Annotated in this window: 25 protein-coding genes and 3 pseudogenes; 2 read left to right on the forward strand and 26 right to left on the reverse strand. The window is 34.5% G+C overall.

Annotated features, from left to right (window positions below):
* Positions 1-209 precede the first annotated feature (209 nt).
* The 15 genes and pseudogenes from QO263_RS00005 to QO263_RS00060 form a co-directional block, all read right to left on the reverse strand.
* Positions 210-413, reverse strand: coding sequence for a hypothetical protein (locus QO263_RS00005; protein ID WP_285624924.1), 204 nt, complete (start codon positions 411-413; stop codon positions 210-212).
* A 104-nt stretch (positions 414-517) separates the two neighbouring features.
* Positions 518-742 (reverse strand): annotated as a pseudogene (locus QO263_RS00010) (ATP-grasp domain-containing protein); the annotation flags it as partial.
* A 304-nt stretch (positions 743-1046) separates the two neighbouring features.
* The gene (locus tag QO263_RS18905) at positions 1047-1193 is read right to left on the reverse strand and encodes a sugar transferase (RefSeq protein WP_352169097.1); all 147 of its coding nucleotides are present in this window, start codon (positions 1191-1193) and stop codon (positions 1047-1049) included.
* Positions 1190-1261: a sugar transferase gene (locus tag QO263_RS18910; RefSeq protein WP_352169770.1), complete on the reverse strand. Its 72-nt coding sequence runs from the start codon at positions 1259-1261 to the stop codon at positions 1190-1192. The genes QO263_RS18905 and QO263_RS18910 overlap by 4 nt, the downstream gene beginning before the upstream one ends.
* A 354-nt stretch (positions 1262-1615) precedes the next feature.
* On the reverse strand, positions 1616-1966 hold the full coding sequence (locus QO263_RS19090; RefSeq protein WP_502928678.1) for a DegT/DnrJ/EryC1/StrS family aminotransferase: 351 nt from the start codon (positions 1964-1966) through the stop codon (positions 1616-1618).
* Positions 1967-2375: 409 nt separating this feature from the next.
* Positions 2376-2528: pseudogene (locus tag QO263_RS19095) on the reverse strand (DegT/DnrJ/EryC1/StrS family aminotransferase); the annotation flags it as partial.
* A gap of 15 nt (positions 2529-2543) precedes the next feature.
* A complete protein-coding gene (locus QO263_RS19100) occupies positions 2544-2714 on the reverse strand; it encodes a hypothetical protein (RefSeq protein ID WP_502928679.1) in 171 nt (56 codons plus the stop codon).
* 56 nt (positions 2715-2770) lie between these two features.
* Positions 2771-3145 (reverse strand): nucleoside-diphosphate sugar epimerase/dehydratase, encoded by a 375-nt coding sequence (locus tag QO263_RS00025; protein ID WP_285624928.1) that lies wholly within the window; start codon positions 3143-3145, stop codon positions 2771-2773.
* Between the two features lie 98 nt (positions 3146-3243).
* On the reverse strand, positions 3244-3402 hold the full coding sequence (locus QO263_RS00030) for a hypothetical protein (RefSeq protein WP_285624931.1): 159 nt from the start codon (positions 3400-3402) through the stop codon (positions 3244-3246).
* Between the two features lie 251 nt (positions 3403-3653).
* Positions 3654-4081: pseudogene (gene fabZ, locus QO263_RS00035) on the reverse strand (3-hydroxyacyl-ACP dehydratase FabZ).
* 67 nt (positions 4082-4148) lie between these two features.
* Positions 4149-4637, reverse strand: coding sequence for an AEC family transporter (locus tag QO263_RS00040; RefSeq protein ID WP_285624933.1), 489 nt, complete (start codon positions 4635-4637; stop codon positions 4149-4151).
* Positions 4638-4642: 5 nt separating this feature from the next.
* On the reverse strand, positions 4643-5071 hold the full coding sequence (locus tag QO263_RS00045; protein ID WP_285624935.1) for an AEC family transporter: 429 nt from the start codon (positions 5069-5071) through the stop codon (positions 4643-4645).
* 168 nt (positions 5072-5239) lie between these two features.
* Positions 5240-5392 (reverse strand): Spo0E family sporulation regulatory protein-aspartic acid phosphatase, encoded by a 153-nt coding sequence (locus QO263_RS00050; protein WP_285624898.1) that lies wholly within the window; start codon positions 5390-5392, stop codon positions 5240-5242.
* Positions 5393-5465: 73 nt separating this feature from the next.
* Positions 5466-7229: an adenine deaminase gene (locus tag QO263_RS00055; RefSeq protein WP_285624938.1), complete on the reverse strand. Its 1764-nt coding sequence runs from the start codon at positions 7227-7229 to the stop codon at positions 5466-5468.
* A gap of 50 nt (positions 7230-7279) precedes the next feature.
* Entirely contained in the window at positions 7280-8638 is a 1359-nt protein-coding gene (locus tag QO263_RS00060) for an amidohydrolase (protein ID WP_285624903.1), read from the reverse strand.
* Between the two features lie 228 nt (positions 8639-8866).
* Here QO263_RS00060 and QO263_RS00065 point away from each other — a divergent pair, with 228 nt between their 5' ends.
* Positions 8867-9418, forward strand: coding sequence for a helix-turn-helix domain-containing protein (locus QO263_RS00065; RefSeq protein WP_285624905.1), 552 nt, complete (start codon positions 8867-8869; stop codon positions 9416-9418).
* Between the two features lie 79 nt (positions 9419-9497).
* Here QO263_RS00065 and QO263_RS00070 read toward each other — a convergent pair whose 3' ends face one another.
* The 5 genes from QO263_RS00070 to QO263_RS00090 form a co-directional block, all read right to left on the reverse strand.
* On the reverse strand, positions 9498-10184 hold the full coding sequence (locus QO263_RS00070) for a hypothetical protein (protein ID WP_285624907.1): 687 nt from the start codon (positions 10182-10184) through the stop codon (positions 9498-9500).
* A 16-nt stretch (positions 10185-10200) separates the two neighbouring features.
* Entirely contained in the window at positions 10201-10908 is a 708-nt protein-coding gene (locus tag QO263_RS00075; RefSeq protein WP_285624941.1) for a DUF5058 family protein, read from the reverse strand.
* Between the two features lie 140 nt (positions 10909-11048).
* On the reverse strand, positions 11049-12473 hold the full coding sequence (locus QO263_RS00080; RefSeq protein ID WP_285624944.1) for an amidohydrolase: 1425 nt from the start codon (positions 12471-12473) through the stop codon (positions 11049-11051).
* A 48-nt stretch (positions 12474-12521) separates the two neighbouring features.
* Positions 12522-12989 carry a nucleoside recognition domain-containing protein gene (locus QO263_RS00085; RefSeq protein ID WP_285624947.1) on the reverse strand — a complete coding sequence of 156 codons (468 nt, stop codon included), beginning with the start codon at positions 12987-12989 and terminating at the stop codon, positions 12522-12524.
* Between the two features lie 74 nt (positions 12990-13063).
* Complete coding sequence (locus QO263_RS00090; RefSeq protein WP_285624949.1) at positions 13064-13717, reverse strand: hypothetical protein; 654 nt, start codon at positions 13715-13717, stop codon at positions 13064-13066.
* Positions 13718-14117: 400 nt separating this feature from the next.
* Between QO263_RS00090 and QO263_RS00095 the strand changes: the two genes are divergently transcribed.
* Positions 14118-14348 (forward strand): helix-turn-helix domain-containing protein, encoded by a 231-nt coding sequence (locus tag QO263_RS00095; protein ID WP_285624951.1) that lies wholly within the window; start codon positions 14118-14120, stop codon positions 14346-14348.
* Between the two features lie 157 nt (positions 14349-14505).
* On the opposite strand, the gene QO263_RS00100 is transcribed toward QO263_RS00095, so the two are convergent.
* The 6 genes from QO263_RS00100 to spoIIID all read right to left on the reverse strand — a co-directional run bounded on the left by QO263_RS00100 (position 14506) and on the right by spoIIID (position 20100).
* Positions 14506-15921 carry an RNA/DNA-binding domain-containing protein gene (locus tag QO263_RS00100; protein WP_285624953.1) on the reverse strand — a complete coding sequence of 472 codons (1416 nt, stop codon included), beginning with the start codon at positions 15919-15921 and terminating at the stop codon, positions 14506-14508.
* A gap of 283 nt (positions 15922-16204) precedes the next feature.
* Positions 16205-16534, reverse strand: coding sequence for a rod-binding protein (locus QO263_RS00105; RefSeq protein ID WP_285624955.1), 330 nt, complete (start codon positions 16532-16534; stop codon positions 16205-16207).
* Between the two features lie 13 nt (positions 16535-16547).
* Positions 16548-17345 carry a flagellar basal-body rod protein FlgG gene (flgG, locus tag QO263_RS00110; RefSeq protein ID WP_285624957.1) on the reverse strand — a complete coding sequence of 266 codons (798 nt, stop codon included), beginning with the start codon at positions 17343-17345 and terminating at the stop codon, positions 16548-16550.
* A gap of 57 nt (positions 17346-17402) precedes the next feature.
* On the reverse strand, positions 17403-18476 hold the full coding sequence (locus QO263_RS00115) for a flagellar hook-basal body protein (protein ID WP_285624960.1): 1074 nt from the start codon (positions 18474-18476) through the stop codon (positions 17403-17405).
* Positions 18477-18488: 12 nt separating this feature from the next.
* Positions 18489-19520 carry a rod shape-determining protein gene (locus QO263_RS00120; RefSeq protein ID WP_285624961.1) on the reverse strand — a complete coding sequence of 344 codons (1032 nt, stop codon included), beginning with the start codon at positions 19518-19520 and terminating at the stop codon, positions 18489-18491.
* A 325-nt stretch (positions 19521-19845) separates the two neighbouring features.
* The gene (gene spoIIID, locus QO263_RS00125; RefSeq protein ID WP_285624962.1) at positions 19846-20100 is read right to left on the reverse strand and encodes a sporulation transcriptional regulator SpoIIID; all 255 of its coding nucleotides are present in this window, start codon (positions 20098-20100) and stop codon (positions 19846-19848) included.
* Between the last annotated feature and the right edge of the window lie 16 nt (positions 20101-20116).

The raw sequence follows: 20116 nt of genomic DNA on the forward strand, positions 1-20116 counted from the left end.
ACCCACTAATCCGAGGATTAAATTCCCAAACTACATACTCACCGTTATCTCTCTGGTGTACATCTGCACTTAAAAGGTCCTAGATGTTTGAGCTTTTCACCTATTGATATTCCAAGCTGAATTAAAGAATTATCTCTATAAGTTTTTATATGAAATGTTTCCCCAAAAATGTTTGAATAAGTTAACCATTCCCACAACGCTTACTGGTTTTAAACGTACATCATTAAAAACATGAATAGAGAGTATTGTTCACTATTTATGTACTCTTGAAACATAAGTTTTTCATCTTCAGGGATATCCATTGACTCCATTTCTTCAACGTCATATATTAATTGCTTCATGTTGTATAATAGATGTATACCAACACTTCTACTGCCTTTTCTTGGCTTTGCTATTATAGGAAATTTAATCAAACTTAATTCTATGTCCTGTTTAAGCTTTTCTTTTCTCAGTATATAAAATATGTCCTAGGAACCGGGATTTCATTTTTTGTACAAAATTCATAGGTCCACTATATTTATCCAAAACATATGTCCATTATCTTAGGGTCAGATATAATTGCCATAATATTATTTTCAGCAAGTTGGTCTTTATATTTGGCTAAAATAGGCAATTCTATATCATTAATTGATAGGATTCCCTTTATGTCGTTATTTTTACATATTTCTAAAAGTTTTGAATAATATTGAGAATCTTTAGCCATAGGTATCACAAAGGCTTTATCTGCATTTTGTAATGCCGGGGCATATCTTGTTACCTATCTGCAGCATATATGCAAATTCACCATTGGCGCTTTCTCTAAAGTGATCTATCAAGTAACCTCTTTGCCTAATACACTTTGTTATCAATATATTCATATATCTCTTCCATTCCTTTCATCTCTTGCACTGTCTCTTACCAAGCTCTCATAAATACTTTTTATTTTGCGTAAACTCGATTCCTTCTTCTTTAATAAATACTTTTTATTATTGTCTTGAAAATTATCATCATATCACAGACTTAGAGTTATATTGTCTACGTACTCAACATCTAAATTAAATTTATCTTTAACTAATAACGTCCGACCATGGACTTATTGCTTCCCAACCAGTTAGACCAGGTCTTACTTCAAGCGTGACATGACGCTTTTGGTGTTCATTATGTATAAAAGATAGATATTGTACTAGTAAAGGTCTTGGCCCTATAATACTCATATCGCACCTTTAAGTATATTAAGTAGCTCTGGAAGTTCATCTAATGATGTTGATCTTAGAACTTGCAAACTTAGTAAGCCTTACGCTATCTGGTAGCAACTTACCAAACTCATTTCTCTCATCTGTCATAGTTCTAAACTTATATAGAGTAAATATCTTCTCGTTTTAATCGGTCTTTCTTGTTTGAAAATTACTGGACTACCAAGTTTTTATTCTAACCATTACGGCCACGACCAACAAAACAGGGCTAAGTACTGTAATTGCTATCAAAGATAATATGAAATCCATTGGTCTTTTAAAAACATCTTCTATATAAACCACTATTCTGTGGTGACGGTTTTATATTAGATTTAGCTTCCAGTTTCCATTCTACTTCCACAACTCCTTAATCACATTACATATTCTGCTTAAATCCTCATCCATCATCTTTGTATCACTTGGCAAACAAACACCACTTTCAAATATCTTATCAGAGAAACTCCTTCGCCAATGAAATCATATCCTTCAAATACAGGCTGCATATGCATAGGTTTCCAAATAGGTCTTGACTCAATATTTTCTTTCTCCAAAGTTTCCATTACATCTAGTGGTTTAACTTGTCCACTTAACATTACACAACTTAACCAACAATTTGATTCATTCCATTTATTAATTGGCATAAACCGAATTCCATCAAGTTGTTCCAATTCTCTTTTATAAAAATCAAATATGTATTTCTTCTTAGTTACTCTTTTGATCCAATACCCTAAGCTGTCCTCTTCCAATACCAGCAACTATGTTTACTCATTCTATAATTATAACTTATTTCACTATGTTGATAATGCCTTGCCTGATCTCTGGACTGTGTAGACCAGAAACGAACCTTAGCAATCCTTTCTTCATTATCAGAAACTAACATTCCCTTGCACCAGAAGTGGTGATGATCTTGTTTCCATTAAAGTAGAAAATATCCCATAATCTCCAAAAAGTTTCCTGTATATTTGCACCTTTATATGTAGTTCCCAAACTCTCAGCAGCTTATCTTCCAATCAGAATTGCATTATGTTTCTTACAAATCTCAACAATCTTATCCATATCTACAGCAAGTCCATATAAAATGAACAACTAAAACAGCTTTAGCATTAGGGTACTTTTCAGCTTTCTCTAATGCTATCGGACTCATATTCCAAGTTTTGCTAATCACTATCTATAAACACACCGGTATTGCATTCTGATAAATAATCGGATTAGCTGCTTAGCTGAAAGTAAGACTTTGACAAAAACACAACGTCTCCCTTCACCAACTCCTGCGGCTTTAAGAGCCATATGTATAGCCGCTGTTCCGGAACTTAGTGCTGCAGCATGTCCACACTACCAACAACTGCTGCCTAGTTCCTTTTCAAATTCGTTCACATTCTTGCCAAGAGGTGCTATCCAATTTGTATCAAATGCTTCCTTTATGTACTCTTGCTCATATCCTTCATCGCTCATGTGTGGGGATGATAGATATATTCTACTATTAGTTGTTTTTTGTGTTGTCATAACCTATTGCTTCCTTTCGTCAAGTAGTTTGATAGTTAAACAGTTATTAGCTTCCTCTACCAAAAAAACCTAACCACCCTACCACCATCATACCCAACTTCCCCAAGCCTTCTTCTTATATCATCCTCATAGGTATAGCTGGTAATCACTATAGCATCATGGTTATATTTTTCTATATCGTCTCTTGATATTATCTTATATCCTAACAGTTTCTTGTTTTTCTTAGCCTCATCATCGTCTATTATTCCTGCTATATTTAGCCTAGATGCACCCCTGTCTCTTATTACACTAAGAATAGTCTCTGCTACTTCTCCTGCTCCGTATAGTAATATGTTTCTATAGCCTTTATCTTCTAATTTTTCTAAAAACCCTTCTATGTTCTCTTTCGCTAATCTATATAGTTTTAGTAGCTCATGCAGGTAAGTTATCAATAGATAATTTTTTCCTTCTCACTCCTGCTGATGTTATTTTATATTTCACTGTTTTCGTTGATATGTATTCTCTTATTATATATCCTTTTTCTTCATAATCATTGATATATACATTGATCCATAGAAGGTGCTGCATTTACTAGTTCTGCTAGTTCTTTTTGAGTTGTATCTTCACTATTTTCTATATGCTGAAGTATTGTAAGTTCTTTTAACTCTGCTGTTGGTGTAAAAAATTTAATATTTTTTATAAAGTCCAAACAAATCACTTTCCTTTTCAATCATTTGTTGAATGAACAATTATAATTATACTATTAGTTTTCTTTTTTTTTTATGAATTTGTCGAATGATTATAAGAATATCATTTTTTTTTTTTTTCTACACTATCCCATTTTTTTTTTTTTTTTATTTTTTCATATTTATAATATAAAAACCATCTTAAAATATATGTGAGCATATACTTTTTAACGGTCTTAGATCCTTCACTTGCGTTCAGGATGACAATAAAGTACTATTTATCTATTATCCCAAACATCAAAGTTCCTTTACAAGCCACTTCTCCATCTACATATGCTACTGCTTCTGCTTTGCCTATTCCTCTTCTCATGGATATAAGCTCTACTTCCATCTTTAGTGTGTCTCCGGGTCTTACTTGTTTTTAAATCTTACATCATCTATGCCTGCAAATACTGCTAGTTTGTCTTTGTTTTCCTCTAGAGTCATGACTGCCACTGCTCCTACTTGTGCCATAGCTTCTACTATTAGTACTCCTGGCATTAATGGATTATTTGGAAAATGTCCTTGAAAGAAAGGCTCATTTATAGTTACATTTTTTATTCCGATTGCTTTTTTCCCTTCTTCTAGTTCTATTATCTTGTCTACTAGAAGGAAAGGGTATCTGTGGGGGATTATGTTTTGTATTTCTATGTTGTTTAGCATTTAGTTTCCTCCTTGGATTTTTAAAATAGAGATCCTTCGCTGGCGCTCAGGATGACATATTCGTTCATTATAATGTTAGTAAATAAATTATCAATGGTGCTGTTAGCATATTTAGCAGTGTTGTAATAAATACTCCTTGGGATGCTAATTTTGAATCAGAATTGTATTTGGTTGCGAATATAGCTGTGTTTACTGCTGATGGCATACCTGTTAATGTTACTAGTACCCCTTTCACTATATCTGGCACTTTGAATACGGAAAATATTAGTATCATTGATATAGGGGCTATGAGGAGTCTTATAACTGCTAGTATATAAAGCTTTTTATTGCTCAGTACTTCTGATATTTTTATATCTGCTAGCATTGCTCCTGCTACAAGCATTGCAAGGGGTGTAGTTGTATCTCCTAATAGCTTTAATGGACTGTAGATTATATTCGGCAGCTTTACTGGAGATATGAAAACTAGCAGTCCTATAAATACTGAGATAATTCCAGGATTTATGAAGTTTTTCAATCCTGAATTGGTTTTATCTTCAATTGCATTATGAGCAGTCATATATTTTACTCTAGTGTCCATGTCAACAGATTGAATAGAAGATTGTATATTGCTCCATAAAATATTCCTATGTCTCCGAACATGGCTTTTAATATGGGAAATCCCATAAAACCAGTGTTAGGGAATACTATTAAAAAGCTATACACACCTTTTTGAGGCTCATCAGGTTTAAATACTTTATTGAATATAATTGCAATTATTATGACTATACCGTATGAAATAGCTCCATATATGAAGGTTAGCACAGAGTTATTAAGCATTTCTAATGAAAAGCTGTAGTTCATAGCTGTTATCATCATAAATGGAAGTGTTACGTTTAATATTAGTCCAGATAAATCTTTTATCATCTGGTCTGATATTACATTTTTCTTTTTAATTATGAAGCCTATTAATATTAAAATAAATAAAATCATTGTCTGGGTAAGTACTGTCATTAATAACCTCCGATTTTAATAATAAACATTAGTGCTCAAAGTCCATCTATAGAAAAGTACAATAATAAAAGAAGGCTTAAGCCTTCTTTCATTTATAATAACATTTTTTTGATATTATCGCCATATTTATTTAGGTTAAGGAATAAATTATGAAAGTACTGCTATCCTCTATTCTTTCTTCACTTTTATATATTCATATATAACCTTGTCCATTTCTTGGCTAATACCAAGCAATTCTTCTGCATTGCAGCCATCCATATCATCAGTAAGCCTATTTAGCTGTTCTCTCAGCCCTTCCATCCGTTTTTCTACTTCATACATGCGTATATCCCCCAATTCTTTGATTATGGAGCAAATCATAATATTATGCTTGCTCCATAAATATCCTAATCTATTATTTGATTAACTCAAAAACTGGGTTAATAATTTTTTGCTGCATTACATCAATAAAACCGTAATCAGTTACTGCATATTCAGGTATAGCAGCTAGACATATAAAGGAAAGAAACATAAACGGAATGCTTATAGTACAGCCTAGTTCGTGGATTTTAGAATTCAATATTTTTTTCTGTGAAGCTAGTTCCCATGCATCTAAATCTGATAGCAGACCTAAAATAGGATACTCCACTTCGCAAATAACCTCACCATTGTTAACTAGGACCTGACCTCCTTGGATATCTGCTATACGATTTACAGCAAGAGCCATGTCTTCAAAATTGGTTCCTAAAACTATTATATTGTGATTATCATGACCTACTGATGATGCAATCGCACCAGATTTTAAATTAAACCCCCCCATAAAGGCCTTGCCAATATTTCCATTTTTCCCATGACGTTCTACCTGTGCTATGTATAAAATATCCTGTTCTAAATCGCATTCAACAACTCCATCTTTAACAGGTAGTATAGCTTCCTGCCCAAATGTAATAGGTATCCAATCTAAAGTACGCATTACTTTTACTTTTGCTTCCTTAGCCTCTTTGTCCACCTTGATCATAAGGTCCTCAGCTGTAATTTTTTTAGACAATTTAATAGTGTTGAGAAGACAAGCTTTATGCTCTACCTTATCATAGCACTTGATTAGCTTGCTGTCTTCAACTACTAAATTTCCGCCTGATATTACAGACAATACCTTGAAGTCTTCTGGACCCTCTGAAATAATAATATCTGCACGTCTTCCAGGAGCCAAAGCTCCTATCTCTCTATCTAAATTAAATGCTCTTGCTGCATTTACAGTTACCATCTGTACAGCAGTAACAAAATCAATGCCATTTTTCAAAGCAGTACGTACAGCATCATCCAAATGTCCTCTTTCTACTGCATCAACAGTATGTAAATCATCCGTTACAATACTGCACATAGTTGAATCTAGCTTATGCTCTGTAATAGCCTTTAAACATTCTGTCATATTTCTCGCTGCTGAGCCCTCACGCATCATCAAATGACAACCTGCACGTAGTCTTTCAATTGCATCCTCTGTGCTAAGAGATTCATGATCAGTACTGACGCCCGCTGACATACAGGCATTCATAGCTGGTCCCTTCATCTCCGGAAGATGTCCTTGAAGTGATTTTCCCATAGACGAGGCTATTTCCATTGCTTTAATTAGTTCTGCATTTCCCTGCAGGAGATACGGTGCAACAATTTCAGATAGTCCCACTGCATCCCTACGACTAAGTGCCTTTTTTATGATTTCACTATTAAAGAAGCCTCCACTTGTTTCTAGTCCAGGAGCAAATGGTACATGAGAAGGCACTACAAAATAAATTTTAAGATCAGTTGCTTGTGCTTCATCTAGAACTGCTTCTATGGCTTCCAGTCCTCCAACAACACCAACCTCATGCATATCAGCCATTACTGCTGTAGTACCATGTGTCAGAACTATTTCAGCAAAACTCCTAATGCTCAAATTTGTGCTTTCAGGATGGATATGTCCATCAATAAAGCCTGGAAGAAGGTACTTACCTTTTGCATCAATAATCTTAGTATCTTCGCCAATACAATATTTAATATCTCCTACTGCAGCTATTTTTCCGTTAGAAACCGCAACTCCACCATCATACACTTCTTTCGAATAAACATTAACAATTTTCCCGTTTACAACAGCTAAATCAGCTTTTTTCATTCCCATAGAAACAGTCACTAATTGTTTGTCCATTCTTAACCCTCCATTTTAATTAATTTGTATTTTAATCTATAATACTATCCTTATATATATGGAAACCTATGAGGCAGCTGTATTCCAGCACGCTTATAAATCGCCGCTGCTCTTTTCTTAGCTTCATTTAAAATTGCACTTTCATCCACTGTCAATATTTTGCGCTCTCTCATAATCCACTTTCCATCGCATATGGTACTTTCAACATTAGATGAATGCATAGAAGTAACTAGATTTGCAATATTATCGTGAAGAGGAAGCATCCCCGGAGAATCAGGATTTATGATTATCATATCGGCCTTTTTACCAACCTCAATAGAGCCAATACTATTTTCTTCAAGAATAGCCTTGGCGCCATTTACGGTAACCATCCTAATAATTTCCTCAGCCTTCATAATAGTAGGATCTAACCTCCAGCCCTTATGAATAAGAGAAGTAAGCCACATTTCATCAATTAGATCCATACGATTGCTAGATGGAGCTCCATCAGTTCCAAGAGTTACACAGATGCCCTCTTTAAGCATTCTTGGTATCTTAGCAAATCCAAGTACTCTCATTGCAGCAGCTGGATTGTGTGAAACCTTGACCTGCTTATCTCTAAAGATATCCACTTCCTCATCAGTAAGCCAAACTGTATGAACTGCAAGAAAGTTTTTGTCAAGAACACCTAAGTTATCTAGATGTTTTACAATAGTAGCCCCTCTCGTTTCTAGTGCAAATTCAACTTCCTCCTTTACTTCTGCCACATGCATATGTACACCTACACCATATTTATCTGCAAGCTCCTTAGTTTGAATAATCAAATCATCAGAGTTATTAAAAATAGTACGCAATCCAAACCAGACTTGAACACGGCCATCAGCGGTATTGTGAAACTTACGTAAATCCTCCTCCTGTTTTTCAAGCTCTTCTCGTGTTGTTTTCTGCCAACGTGCAGGTAAGCCTTCTCCACAATCCATGACTGATTTTGCAAGCTTGGCACGAATTCCAATCTCACCAACAGCCTTTGCCATACTGCTTACAAATTGTCCTCCTGGCTCTGCAAATGATGTAACCCCTGCTCTAATTTGCTCAAGACAGCAAAGTAATGTAGATATATATGAGTCTTCCTCAGTTAAATTGCTTTCATATGGGAAAATGCGTTCATGTAACCAAGTCAAAAGGTTCACATCATCCCCAAGGCCTCTACCCAATTGCTGAGATGTGTGCACATGTGTATTGATTAGACCCGGCATTATAATCTTTCCTTTAACATCAACAATCTCTGCATCAGAAGCTATCAAAGACTGTTCTACATCCCCTACTGCCTTTATCCTATCATTCTCAATTAAAATACTTCCTTGGGTATATACCTGCTCTTTTTTGTTCATAGAAACTACAAAACCATTTTTTAACAATATCTGTCTCATTCCATCTCCTCCTTAGCCTTAGTTTGATTAAAAATCTTCCAGAGCTTTATCTTAAATAAAACACCTCCTTGAACTTAATTCTGTTGTACGCTACAATAAAAAATGTTCACTATTTTTAACATTCGCTATTTTTCGAAAATTTCCTCTAAATTTTTCAAATTTTATTTTATATGTTATTATTCTTGTATATGGTAATAATCAAAGGAGCTTTTAGAAAGGAGAGCAAAATTGGACATAGGAAGCATAATAAAAAATAAGCGTTTAGAAAGAAAAATGTCACTTCGTGAGCTAGCTACTAAGACAGGGTTATCTGCAAGTGCCATAAGTCAAATAGAAAATAATAAATCTATACCTAATATACTTACTGCTAAACAGCTAGCTGATGTTTTAGGTTTTTCGATTATTTCTTTTTTTCTTGATGATATAGATAGTAAAATTTCACTTGTACGAAAAGAGGAACGGAAAAAAATAATTCGCAACAAAAGCAAACATGGTAAATTAACAGAGGAACTGCTCACTAAGGAAAAGAATGAAATTTTAGGCGGTTTAATTACTATCCCTCCTTTAGCTGATTCGGGTAATGAAGTAAGCCATAGTGGCGAAGAAATAGTATATGTACTTGAAGGCGAAGTAATGTATACTCTAGTAGGAGTTAATAGTTATACGCTTAGAGCAGGAGACACCCTGACATATCCTTGCTCTATTCCTCACAAATGGTGTAACACCCACGACTCAAAGGAAGCAAAGATTTTGATGGTTGCTACATCAAAGGATTTTTAAATAAAAATGACTCCCCTTAAGATAAATAAAAGCCTAATATCTTAAGGGGAGAATACTTTTACCGCTGCTTCCTAAAAAATTAGTTCTTCCTTTCAGCTTTGATATTTTGTTTTTGGCCTTTGTTGTGTATCAATATATTTATCAGTATAGTCAGAATAATAGTTAGAAAAGTCTTCAAATATCCTGGAAGGAAATTTAGGTTTATTATGAGGAAAGAAACTGTAATAGCTATTATTCCAGATTTATAGTTTATAAGAGCAAATTGAGCAAATATGGCGCCAAATAAAGCTGGAACAATATAGCTAAGCAGTTCTATAAAACTGCTGGGCAGAACTTTAAGTGCACTTACTCCCCCTATGACTAATATAGCTAAAAATAAAGTATTAACCAGAGTTGATGATATAGCTCCTATAGTTGATATAATATCTTCCTTTGGTGTTCCTTGTTCTGCGCTTACAGCAGCTTTAGCAGCTAATACGCTAGGTAATCTCATGTTTTTGATATTGCCAGTAAGTGAAGACATATATGTTGCTGCTGGTCCCATAAGCAAAATGTAAGTCATTAAATCAGCTAAATTTACCCAGGTATGTCCAACCATTGCAGCCACTCCTAGAAATCCAGTAAAAATCCGATCCCATCCTGGATGATATCCTTTAAAAAAGCTCAAATATACAGCATATACAAAGCTAAAAACTATACCTAAACCTAATGTCAATTGACCCCAAAAATGTACTTTCTTATAATAATCCTTTGCAGAGCTTTCCATAACCTGTTCTCCCCCTCTAAGGAATCATAGCAACAACAATTACTGAAATAATAATAGAAAATGCAAGTGACCATTCCTTAACCCATAGAATTTTAAACTTCTCTCCAAGCTTTGTAACAACTAACACTGTTAAGAATGCAACTGCCACAGCAACTAAGTTCTTGTTACCTTTTTTTGCATAATCTAAAGAAAAATAGCCAAAGGATGCTAAGGAAGCACTAATTCCAATAATTTTTGCTAGATTCCTTTTATTAATTACTTTTTTACTTATATTCGATAATGATTTAGTAAATATAAGGGGCATAATGAGCATACAGCTACCTCCTAAACTCATTACCCAAACAGAGCATGTATAAGCAATAAGACTATAGTCTGGTGAGTTTATGCTAGTGCCAAGTGCAGCTGCGCCAAGCTCAGCAGCTGAAGCTTCAAATGTCGCATTGCCTATTACGCTTAACCGTGCCAGAGTTAGAGGGCCACCTATCTGCGCTACTAATCCTAATCCAACTATAAATATTGAAAGTGCAGGACCAACTGTAGTTATAATTCCTGATTTGGATGGCTTTTTTATTTCACTTGAAGAAATACCAAACTCTTTTCTATAATTTAAACTAATTTTAGAAAATACAAAAGTCTGAAAAAATACAAGCACTACTATGAGTAAGCAAAATATCCATGCAGCAGCACTATTGGCAACTTGCATCACTTGATCATGCAGAGTCATCACATCACCTCTTTATATGCCATAATTATATTGCAGTCTTTATATATGAATATTTGATATCATAAAGCTTTTATATGATTAGTCGTTTATATGGTTTACTGTGAGTTTAAGAAATAATCTATATTGTCTATAAAATACTCTTATTCTTGACCTGGTTTAATATTTTTAGGAAGCGGACATGTATATGGATATAAATTTAACTGTTCATTGTACTCTTTTTTCGCTCTCTCCAGAAGGTCTGAATCGGTCAATATATCTAATGCCATCATTGCTATAGCTTGTCCTGCACATAACATGCCTTTATGTCCTATGCTCATTCCAGAAGATACTACCTGCTGCCATGAATGATTAGCAGTACCAATAGGCTGAGCTGCTATAAAGAATTGGCACATAGGAGCTTGCCAGCTTACATCACCTGAATCTGTTGAATAAGGAGAAATTATACCCTCTGTCATATTTGATGAAATCTCATCATGAAGAGTTTTCTCAGCAACCTTGCTGTCAGATATACCGTAAGGAATCAACGATTTGACTTTGTCTGCAACAGTTATTCCTTTGCTTAGCTTTTCTGCAAAAACCTTATCTTCCTCTGTAAACTTAGGAGGACCTACTTTATTAAGATTTATCAAGGCTCTTTCAGAAAGTACCTTATTAGGCAAAGTATCAGATGAAGCACTGATAAGTCTTATATCTACTGTAGTCTCAGTAGCCATTGCCATTCCTTCTGCAATTTTATTCATTCGACTATATATTGACTCCACTTCAGCTCTTTTTGGAGCACGGATATAGTACCAAATCTCAGCTAATTCTGGGACAATATTAGGAGCTACTCCGCCCTTTGTTATAATTGAATGCATTCTAACATCTGGAGTAACATGTTCTCTTAAATAATTGACACCTACATCCATCAACACAGCCGCATCTAAAGCGCTTCTTCCTAAGTGAGGGTTGGTGCCTGCATGAGATGTCTTTCCATGAAATACATACTTAACTGAATACATAGATAACGCAGGAGATAGACTTACATAGGATACATTTACAGGATGCCATCTGACAATAGCATCTATTCCATCAAATACATTATCACGTACCATAAATACTTTTGCTGCTCCTCCTTCTTCAGCTGGACATCCAAAGTACTTTATCCTGCCTTTAATATCTAGTTTTTCCATAACTTTTTTAGAAGCAATAGCTGCAGCCATGCTTCCTACACCTAGCAGATTATGTCCGCATCCATGGCCTGAACCACTCGTAGGTTCTTTTGTAGTAGATATTTTATGTCCCATGTTTGGGAGAGCATCATATTCTCCTATCATAGCTATAACTGGTCCCTGTCCATTAGCCCATTCCGCAGTAAATGCAGTCTCGATTTCTGCTACTCCCTTAGCAATTTTAAATCCTTCCTTCTCAAATTCATTAATTAAAGTCTCACTAGACTCAACTTCTTGAAATTTAGTCTCGGCAATACTCCAAATTCTATCACTTATATCAGTAACTTTTTTTTCGTTATCACAAAACCATTGTTTTATGAGCTTATCAACATTATCCATTATTAAGCTATTCATACAACAATACACTCCTTTTATAATACATATTTTATGTGCTTTGGCTCATCAAGCTATAATCCTCATAAAAAGTCCTGCAATAACTGCACATATAATTCCAATTGCACAGTTAATTAAATATTTGTTGCTGGGTACATCTGCAACAGCCAAAACTCTACCAATAAACTGAACCTGGCTTCCTATGCATAAAATCATCGGTAGTATAATAGTTGCCTGTTTTGCATCAAGAATACCATTAGCTGCGAGAGAAGCAGCAGCCGCACAACCTCCAGATAGAGCCATAAAAGAAGTTAACAGAGCCATCATTGCTTCCCCTGGAAGTCCAAATACTGCCATGATAGGTGTAAATAATTTTCCTACTATATCAAGAATGCCTGTAACCTTTAATACTTCAATTGCAGAATACCCTAAAACAACGCCAGGCAACAAAGCATTAAACCACAGATTGATGCCTTTCCTAGCACCAATCAAAAATATGTCTATAAACCCAACCTTTTTCTCACTTACATTACTCATTTCATAACACTCCTTGTCTATTGATTTTATATAGGCCATATTGCTTTCTTGTACTCATCATGGCATATTGTTATTTATGCTTCTGCGGGAGCTTTCTTAGTCTTGCCTTCAAGCATATTTACATATAGTCTCATCATATTGCCTGCTAAAAATTTTAGAACCATTATAAGTAACAGAATTACTCCAGGTGCTACAGTTAAATATGGGAATAACAAAGCACCGTTACTATACAGCATCCCTATTATTGCAGCCCCAACGAATTCATAACTAAGCAATATGTCTCTTTCTTTTTCTGATATAACACCTTTATCTAGTAAATCTCTTGCAACAGCGGCACCAGTATCAGAGCTTTGCCAATTTGATACAATAGCTAATGTGGCCGATCCCGGAACACCTAAAATAGGCTTTGATATTGGAGTTAACAATTTTTGAGCTGCTGCAAGTCCTTTGTAGTGTTCAATAATTGTAACAAATGTTACTGCCATAAATACACCTGGAGCAATGGTTAAGGATTGAAAAAATCCTCCTCTTACACCATAGCCTCCTGCTCCCATTATCCCAGGTCTAGCCCCTTCAGCTATGGTTCCAAATTCTCCAATTAAAGTCTGAAGATCTAGTACTCTTAATGGACTTTCCATTTTGCCAAATATACCTGAGAAAAATAATACTGCAATCAATAATGATATATATCCACCTATGCCAACCTTATCTTTCTTGTTTTCTTCCACTGTATGACCTCCTCTGTAATTTATTTTTTCTTAGTAATCACTTTTCATAGCTTATAAACCTCTTGTTCTCACAGTCCAATTAATTACCATCTTCTTGACTTCTCATAATATTTTAAATTTTTTTGCAAAAAATAGTTCTTACTATATATAATCCTGTTGTGTAAATGTAGAAGATTTGGTAAAATATTATCATAAAGTTTGTTGCCGCAAGCTTTATGATAATTTGCTGAATTTTTTGATGCTATTTTTTTGATGTTTCAATATTTGAAACAGTATTTTGATTGCTCATCCTTAGTGTGCAATCCTTTTGTTCTCACCACCTTTTTAAAATATTTTTCGCTAATCGCGTACTTTAATTTTATGATATATCGCCATTAGCGAAATGTCAAGGGGTTTTTGTATGTTTTCTAAAGAAATTTTTGCTGAACGTATTAAAACATTACGTATAGAAAGAAATATCAAGCAGTCTGAACTGGGTGAAATAGTTGGTCTTACTTACACTGCAATTAGTGATATTGAACGTGGAAGAAGAACTACCACTATGGAAAAGTTAGATGCTCTAGCAGACTATTTTGAAGTATCAGTTGACTATCTTATGGGTAGAACTGATAATCCAAAGGTTAATAGGTAGTTTTGTGTTTATCAGCCTTTAGCTTAGAAAAACAAAACACTCTCGATTAATCGAGAGTGTTTTGTTTTAGTACTGTTATTGTACTAAGTTATGTTCTTATGACATATGGATTTTTCACCACTTTTTCTCTGCTTTGATACTTAATATTGTACAATTCTTAAGAATAATATTTCTGCTTTGGACTTGTGGGTTTGTCAGGAATTGTAAGCTTTAGTAAACCACCTTTTACTAATGGGTTGAGTACCTTTATTCTAAAATATCCTCTATTATTGAGCTTCATAAAATTCTGCATTTCTTCCCTACTTCGTGGTATTTTACAGAACTCTAATAGTATTCTTATATCTTCGTCAGCTTGGTCGGTAGCTTGGTCGGTAGCTTGGTCGGTAGCTTGGTCGGTAGCTTTAGTTATTAAAGGAATAATGGTTTTGAAAATATCTCCTTCAATAAAAGTAGGTTCTGAACCTGAGTATATCTTATTATATTTATAAATATTTCTAACTCCAGATCCCAGTTCATCAACCCAGCCAATTTCTTTGAAAAATTTCGCTATAGTAGGGTTCTTGGGAAACGGTGAAAAGTTTTCAGGGTCTATAATTCCTCTACCATGAGGTTTATTACTATTTTCTATAAATACTCTGTCTTTTTCGATAACAAGCTTTGCTGGAAATGGGTTTGCAAACTCTCTATGAATTAATACATTAGATATAACTTCTCTAAAAATTTTATCTCTAAGGCTTATCCTTTGATCCTTTTCCAGATAAAACTTATCATTAAGATGTTTAGCAACAAACTGCATTAATCTCTCATAGCTGTCTATCAAATTAGTTCTAATATCGTCTCTATCGTCATAACGATCTATGTCCTCTCTGCGAAGAATAGCATCCGTTCTATAATGAGGCAATGCAGCATGAATCAATTGGTCATTTCCAAAAATAAGAATCCCTGCTAATGTAATTCCTTCTTTCCCACTCTGTAAATCCTTGAGATACAAGCCAGCACTTTTTAAAAGCTCAAAATCATCCATCAACTCCCAAGGATGATTAGCTTTTTGATTGCTAGCTAGTTTTCTTATTTTTACAAATACATCACTTTTCAAATCTGAGAACTCTGCAAAAGGAAAGATTCGATTTTCTGTGTACGTTCCCTGTTTTCTCATATATAATCCAGAAACTAAATTTGTATTATCGGTAATATCAATATCACCATCTTCATTTCTATCATAAATTTTTCCATTGCACCTATGAACTTGAGAACTCTCTGGAACAAATATATATAATATGGTTTTCTCATCTATATTTACTTCTTGAATAGATAAATAAAATGTTGGACTGATTTTCTGAGGGTTATTCATAGAAGTCACAAAATCCTTTTTGACTTTTTTAACTGATCTGGGATTAATCCCTACGATATCGCCTTTATCTTCAATACCAAGAAAAAGATGTCCACCATTTCGATTTAGAAAAGCACAGACTGATTCAAAAACATCTCTACTTAATTTATCTTTGCTTTGCTTAAACTCAACAGTTATGCTTTCTCCACCAGCAAGAATTTCTTTTAGTCTTTTTATTTTCATAATATAACACCTGTCTTTTCTCATTCTAATATATTATGTATAGTTTTCACTAATTTTATTTTGAATCACTTTAATTATATCATCAATTTCATCTTACAAACAATAGTGTTATTTACAAATATTACTTATGAATTTTTTCTCAATTCTTTATCAAAAATCCTAATAAAACAAAAAATTTATATTTTACTTCAATTAGCACAAAAACTCCTTCTACAATTACTTTTTCTTGTAGAAGGAGTCTATTATGTTCGTCATCTTGTAATAACATTTCACTTAAACTATATCAAAGATTTCTTTTCATCTGATTATACAGAAGCTGTGCTATGCCTAAGCCGTTTTTGCTTGTGCTCATGGTTGAGGCTAATTCTTGGTCATACATGTCTTCGAACATTTCTGTGGCTGTACTTTTTTCTATTAGCTCACTTTCTGGTATTGTTGAACGCATGGATTTTAGAAGTATATGAGTAAATATGGACTCAAAATCCTGACATGCCTTCAATAGTGCTTTATCATCTTTTTTATTATTAGCACTTTCTGCAATCTGTTTTATTTTGGTTTCATTGTATTGGTTTGTATTTATCAACATATTAGTACTTGTATCTACTATGGACATATAATCACCCTATTTATCTTTTTAGGCTATTTGCCATTTGAAGCATTTCGTCTGATACTTGGATTGCCTTTGAGTTTATCTCGTAAGCTCTTTGAGCTGTTATCATTTTTACCATTTCTTCTACTACTTGAACATTGGAAGCTTCAAGGTATCTTTGTATGACTTTACTTTCCATTTCATCTGCTTCTAGTAAATATTCTTCACCAGATGCTGCTGTTTCACTGTATAGATTTTGTCCTTCGCTTAAAAGTCCTGCAGGATTCAAAAAGTTAACTAGCTTCAATCTTCCTAGCTCAACAATTTCACCATCTACATCCTTTGCAGTTATGTAGCCTAATTGATCCACATTTATATCCTTCATGCCATTTTCTATTATTATTGCATCATCATCTTCATTAAATACCATATATCCATCTGATGTCACTAGCATAGCCTCATCACCATCTACACTTAGCTTGAAGCTTCCATCTCTTGTATATCTTACCTGATCATTAGGCAATAGTACTGAAAAGAAACCTTCTCCATCTATGGCAAAGTCAAGGTCATTCTGTGTTTCCATTAAGCTTCCTTTTCTAAAATCTCTCGTTGTGGCACTAGGCATTACTCCGTGTCCTACTTCAAGATTCACCGGTGCTCCCTGATCATCTCTTAGGTTTGTCTTTTTGATTGCTACATATAGAAGGTCTTTGAATTCTGCCCTTTGGGTTTTATATCCGTTCGTATTTACGTTAGCAAGATTATTTGAGATTGTATCGATGTTTAATTGTTGAGACTTCATTCCTGTAGCTGCCGTATGTAAAGATCTTAACATTTATTTCACACCTTTCCTTACAAGCTGACGCCCAACGGACGCCACACATAATTGTTCTTATACTCTTCCCAATTCATTTACTACCTTCTCCAAAAGTTCATCCTGAGCCTTGATTACTTTTTGGTTGGATTCATAGCTTCTTTGGGCTGTTATCATGCTCACCATTTCTTTTATGGTGTTCACATTTGAAGTTTCTAGATAGCCTGATAGTAGTTGTCCATCAAAGAACGCTTCTTCTGCCTGTACATTATCAACTGTTCTATATAAATTATTTCCTTGTTTTCTTAGATATTCCTTATTGTCAATTCTCACTATATCTAGACTATTTTCGACTTGTCCTCCTACTATTATATCACCATTCTCACCAATTTCGAAGTCATTACTAGATAGTACTATAGGACCATTTTGTCCTAATACAGCATATCCTTCGTTAGTTACAAGTCCTCTATTAGCATTTAGTGTAAATGAACCATCTCTCGTGTAGGCTATTCCATTTGGAGTTTGTACTTTGAAGAATCCATCTCCTTGTAGTGCAAAGTCCAGCTTGTTTCCTGTTTCTGTTATGACGCCAGGTGTAAAATCTGTGGCTATCTTGTCAAATCTAACTCCGCCGCTTGTAGTACCTATAACATTAAATGGTGGAAATGTTATTAGATTATCTATTATCTGTCCACCTGAAATTACATTGCCTCTATAATCTATTTCAATATTTCTGTCTTCTACTCTAATTGGTCCGTTTTTGCCTAAAACATAATTCTCTCCGTCTGCTTTAAGCTCATCCTCTGTGTTTTTATAAAATGTTTTGAGATATCCATTGTCATCTACAATAAATCTCAAGCTTCTGCTATTTCCTACTCCTGCCGGAGTACTTACTTTAAAATATCCTGAGTCTATTGTTAATGTAAATATATCTCCATCTCTTTCAACATTTACTCCCCTAAAAGCTCTATGGTTGTCCATATCTATTCTATCATTGATCTTGCTTAGAAGTACTTCTGGAAAGGACTCCAATATAGCCATATCCTTTTTAAAGCCTGTAGTGTTTACATTTGAAAGATTATTTGATATTACTTCAATATTTTTTTGATTTGCCAATAGCCCAGATGCGGCTATATACATGGAATTATTCATTAGCTCAGCTCCTTATTCATAACTTCTTTTTCTTTGATCATCAGACAATACACTGTTTTCAAGAACATCAACCCATTCTAGCGCTTTTCCTGTCCCTGCTGCAACACAGGATATAGGGTCTTCTGCTATATGCACTGGTATGCCTGTACGTTTACTAATTAGCTTGTCCATTCCCCATAGCAGTGATCCTCCACCTGTCATCACTAGTCCAATATTTCCTACGTCAGCTGCTAATTCTGGTGGTGTTTTTTCTAAAACGGAATGGACTGTATCTGCTATTGCTGTTACTGGCTCTTCTAATGCTTCTAGCATTTCATATGAGGAAACGGTTATAGTTTTTGGAAGTCCAGTAACTAGATTTCTACCTCTTATTTCAATAGATACTTCTTGATCTCTTGGATATGCAGTTCCTACATTTATCTTTAACTCCTCTGCACTTCTTTCTCCTATCATTACATTGTGTTTCTTTCTTATGTATCTAACTATAGCTTCATCAAATTTATCTCCTGCTACTTTTATTGATTTGCTAACAACTATTCCACCAAGGGATATGAGGGCAACATCTGTAGTTCCTCCACCTATATCTACTACCATATGTCCAGTAGGCTCTGTTATATCAAGTCCTGCTCCTATGGCTGCTGCTATAGGCTCTTCTATTAAATAAGTTTTCCTTGCTCCTGCCTGATTACTTGCCTCTAATACTGCTCTTTTTTCTACTTCTGTTACTCCGCTTGGTACACATACGATGATTCTAGGCTTGAAAAGCATTCTTCCTGCTGCTTTCTCTATAAAATATTTAAGCATTCGCTCTGTAACTTCATAATCAGATATTACTCCATCTCTAAGTGGTCTTATGGCTACTATATTGCCTGGTGTTCTTCCAAGCATTCTTCGGGCTTCTTCTCCTACGGCTAATAGCTTGTTTGTGTTTTTGTCTATGGCCACTACTGAAGGCTCTTGCAATACTATTCCTTTTCCTTTTATGTATACTAGTATACTGGCTGTTCCTAAGTCTATTCCCATGTCAGATCTAAGTGAAAACATAATCGCACCTCTTCCCCTTTTATTATCAGATATGTAATCTTCGAGTAAACTCGAAGCTACTTTAGCAATACGATATGTAAACTCCAAATGAACTCGGAGCTAATCGAGCAGTGGTAACCCTCCACATGTGTTTTAATAATTCTCAATTCTCAATTGATATTTGTTAATTGTTATTTTCGCATAGTTATCCTTAATGAAAAGTATTTCTATAAATTTTCCAAAATTCCTCTTTTTTTTCTCTAATAAAACAAAAAATATTACTTCCACGTACGGAAATAATATTTTTCGTTATACCCGCTATATATAAAGTTGCATCTAATCATCATTAGTTGTTAATTGCTTTATACTTCATCTTTGTTGCTTTTCCACCTCTAATGTGTCTTTCTGCCTTATTCATATCAAGTACTTTTTTTACATCTCCTGCTACAAGAGGGTTTATCTTGGGAAGACGCTCGGTTACGTCCTTGTGCACGGTGCTTTTACTTACACCGAAAACCATAGCAGTTTGTCGCACTGTAGCATTTTCGTTTATGATATATTTTGCAATCTCTAACGCTCGTTCTTCTATATAATCTTTCAAATTCTGTTAACCCCCT

It is taken from the genome of Proteiniborus sp. MB09-C3 (assembly GCF_030263895.1).
Classification (GTDB): Bacteria; Bacillota; Clostridia; order Tissierellales; family Proteiniboraceae; genus Proteiniborus.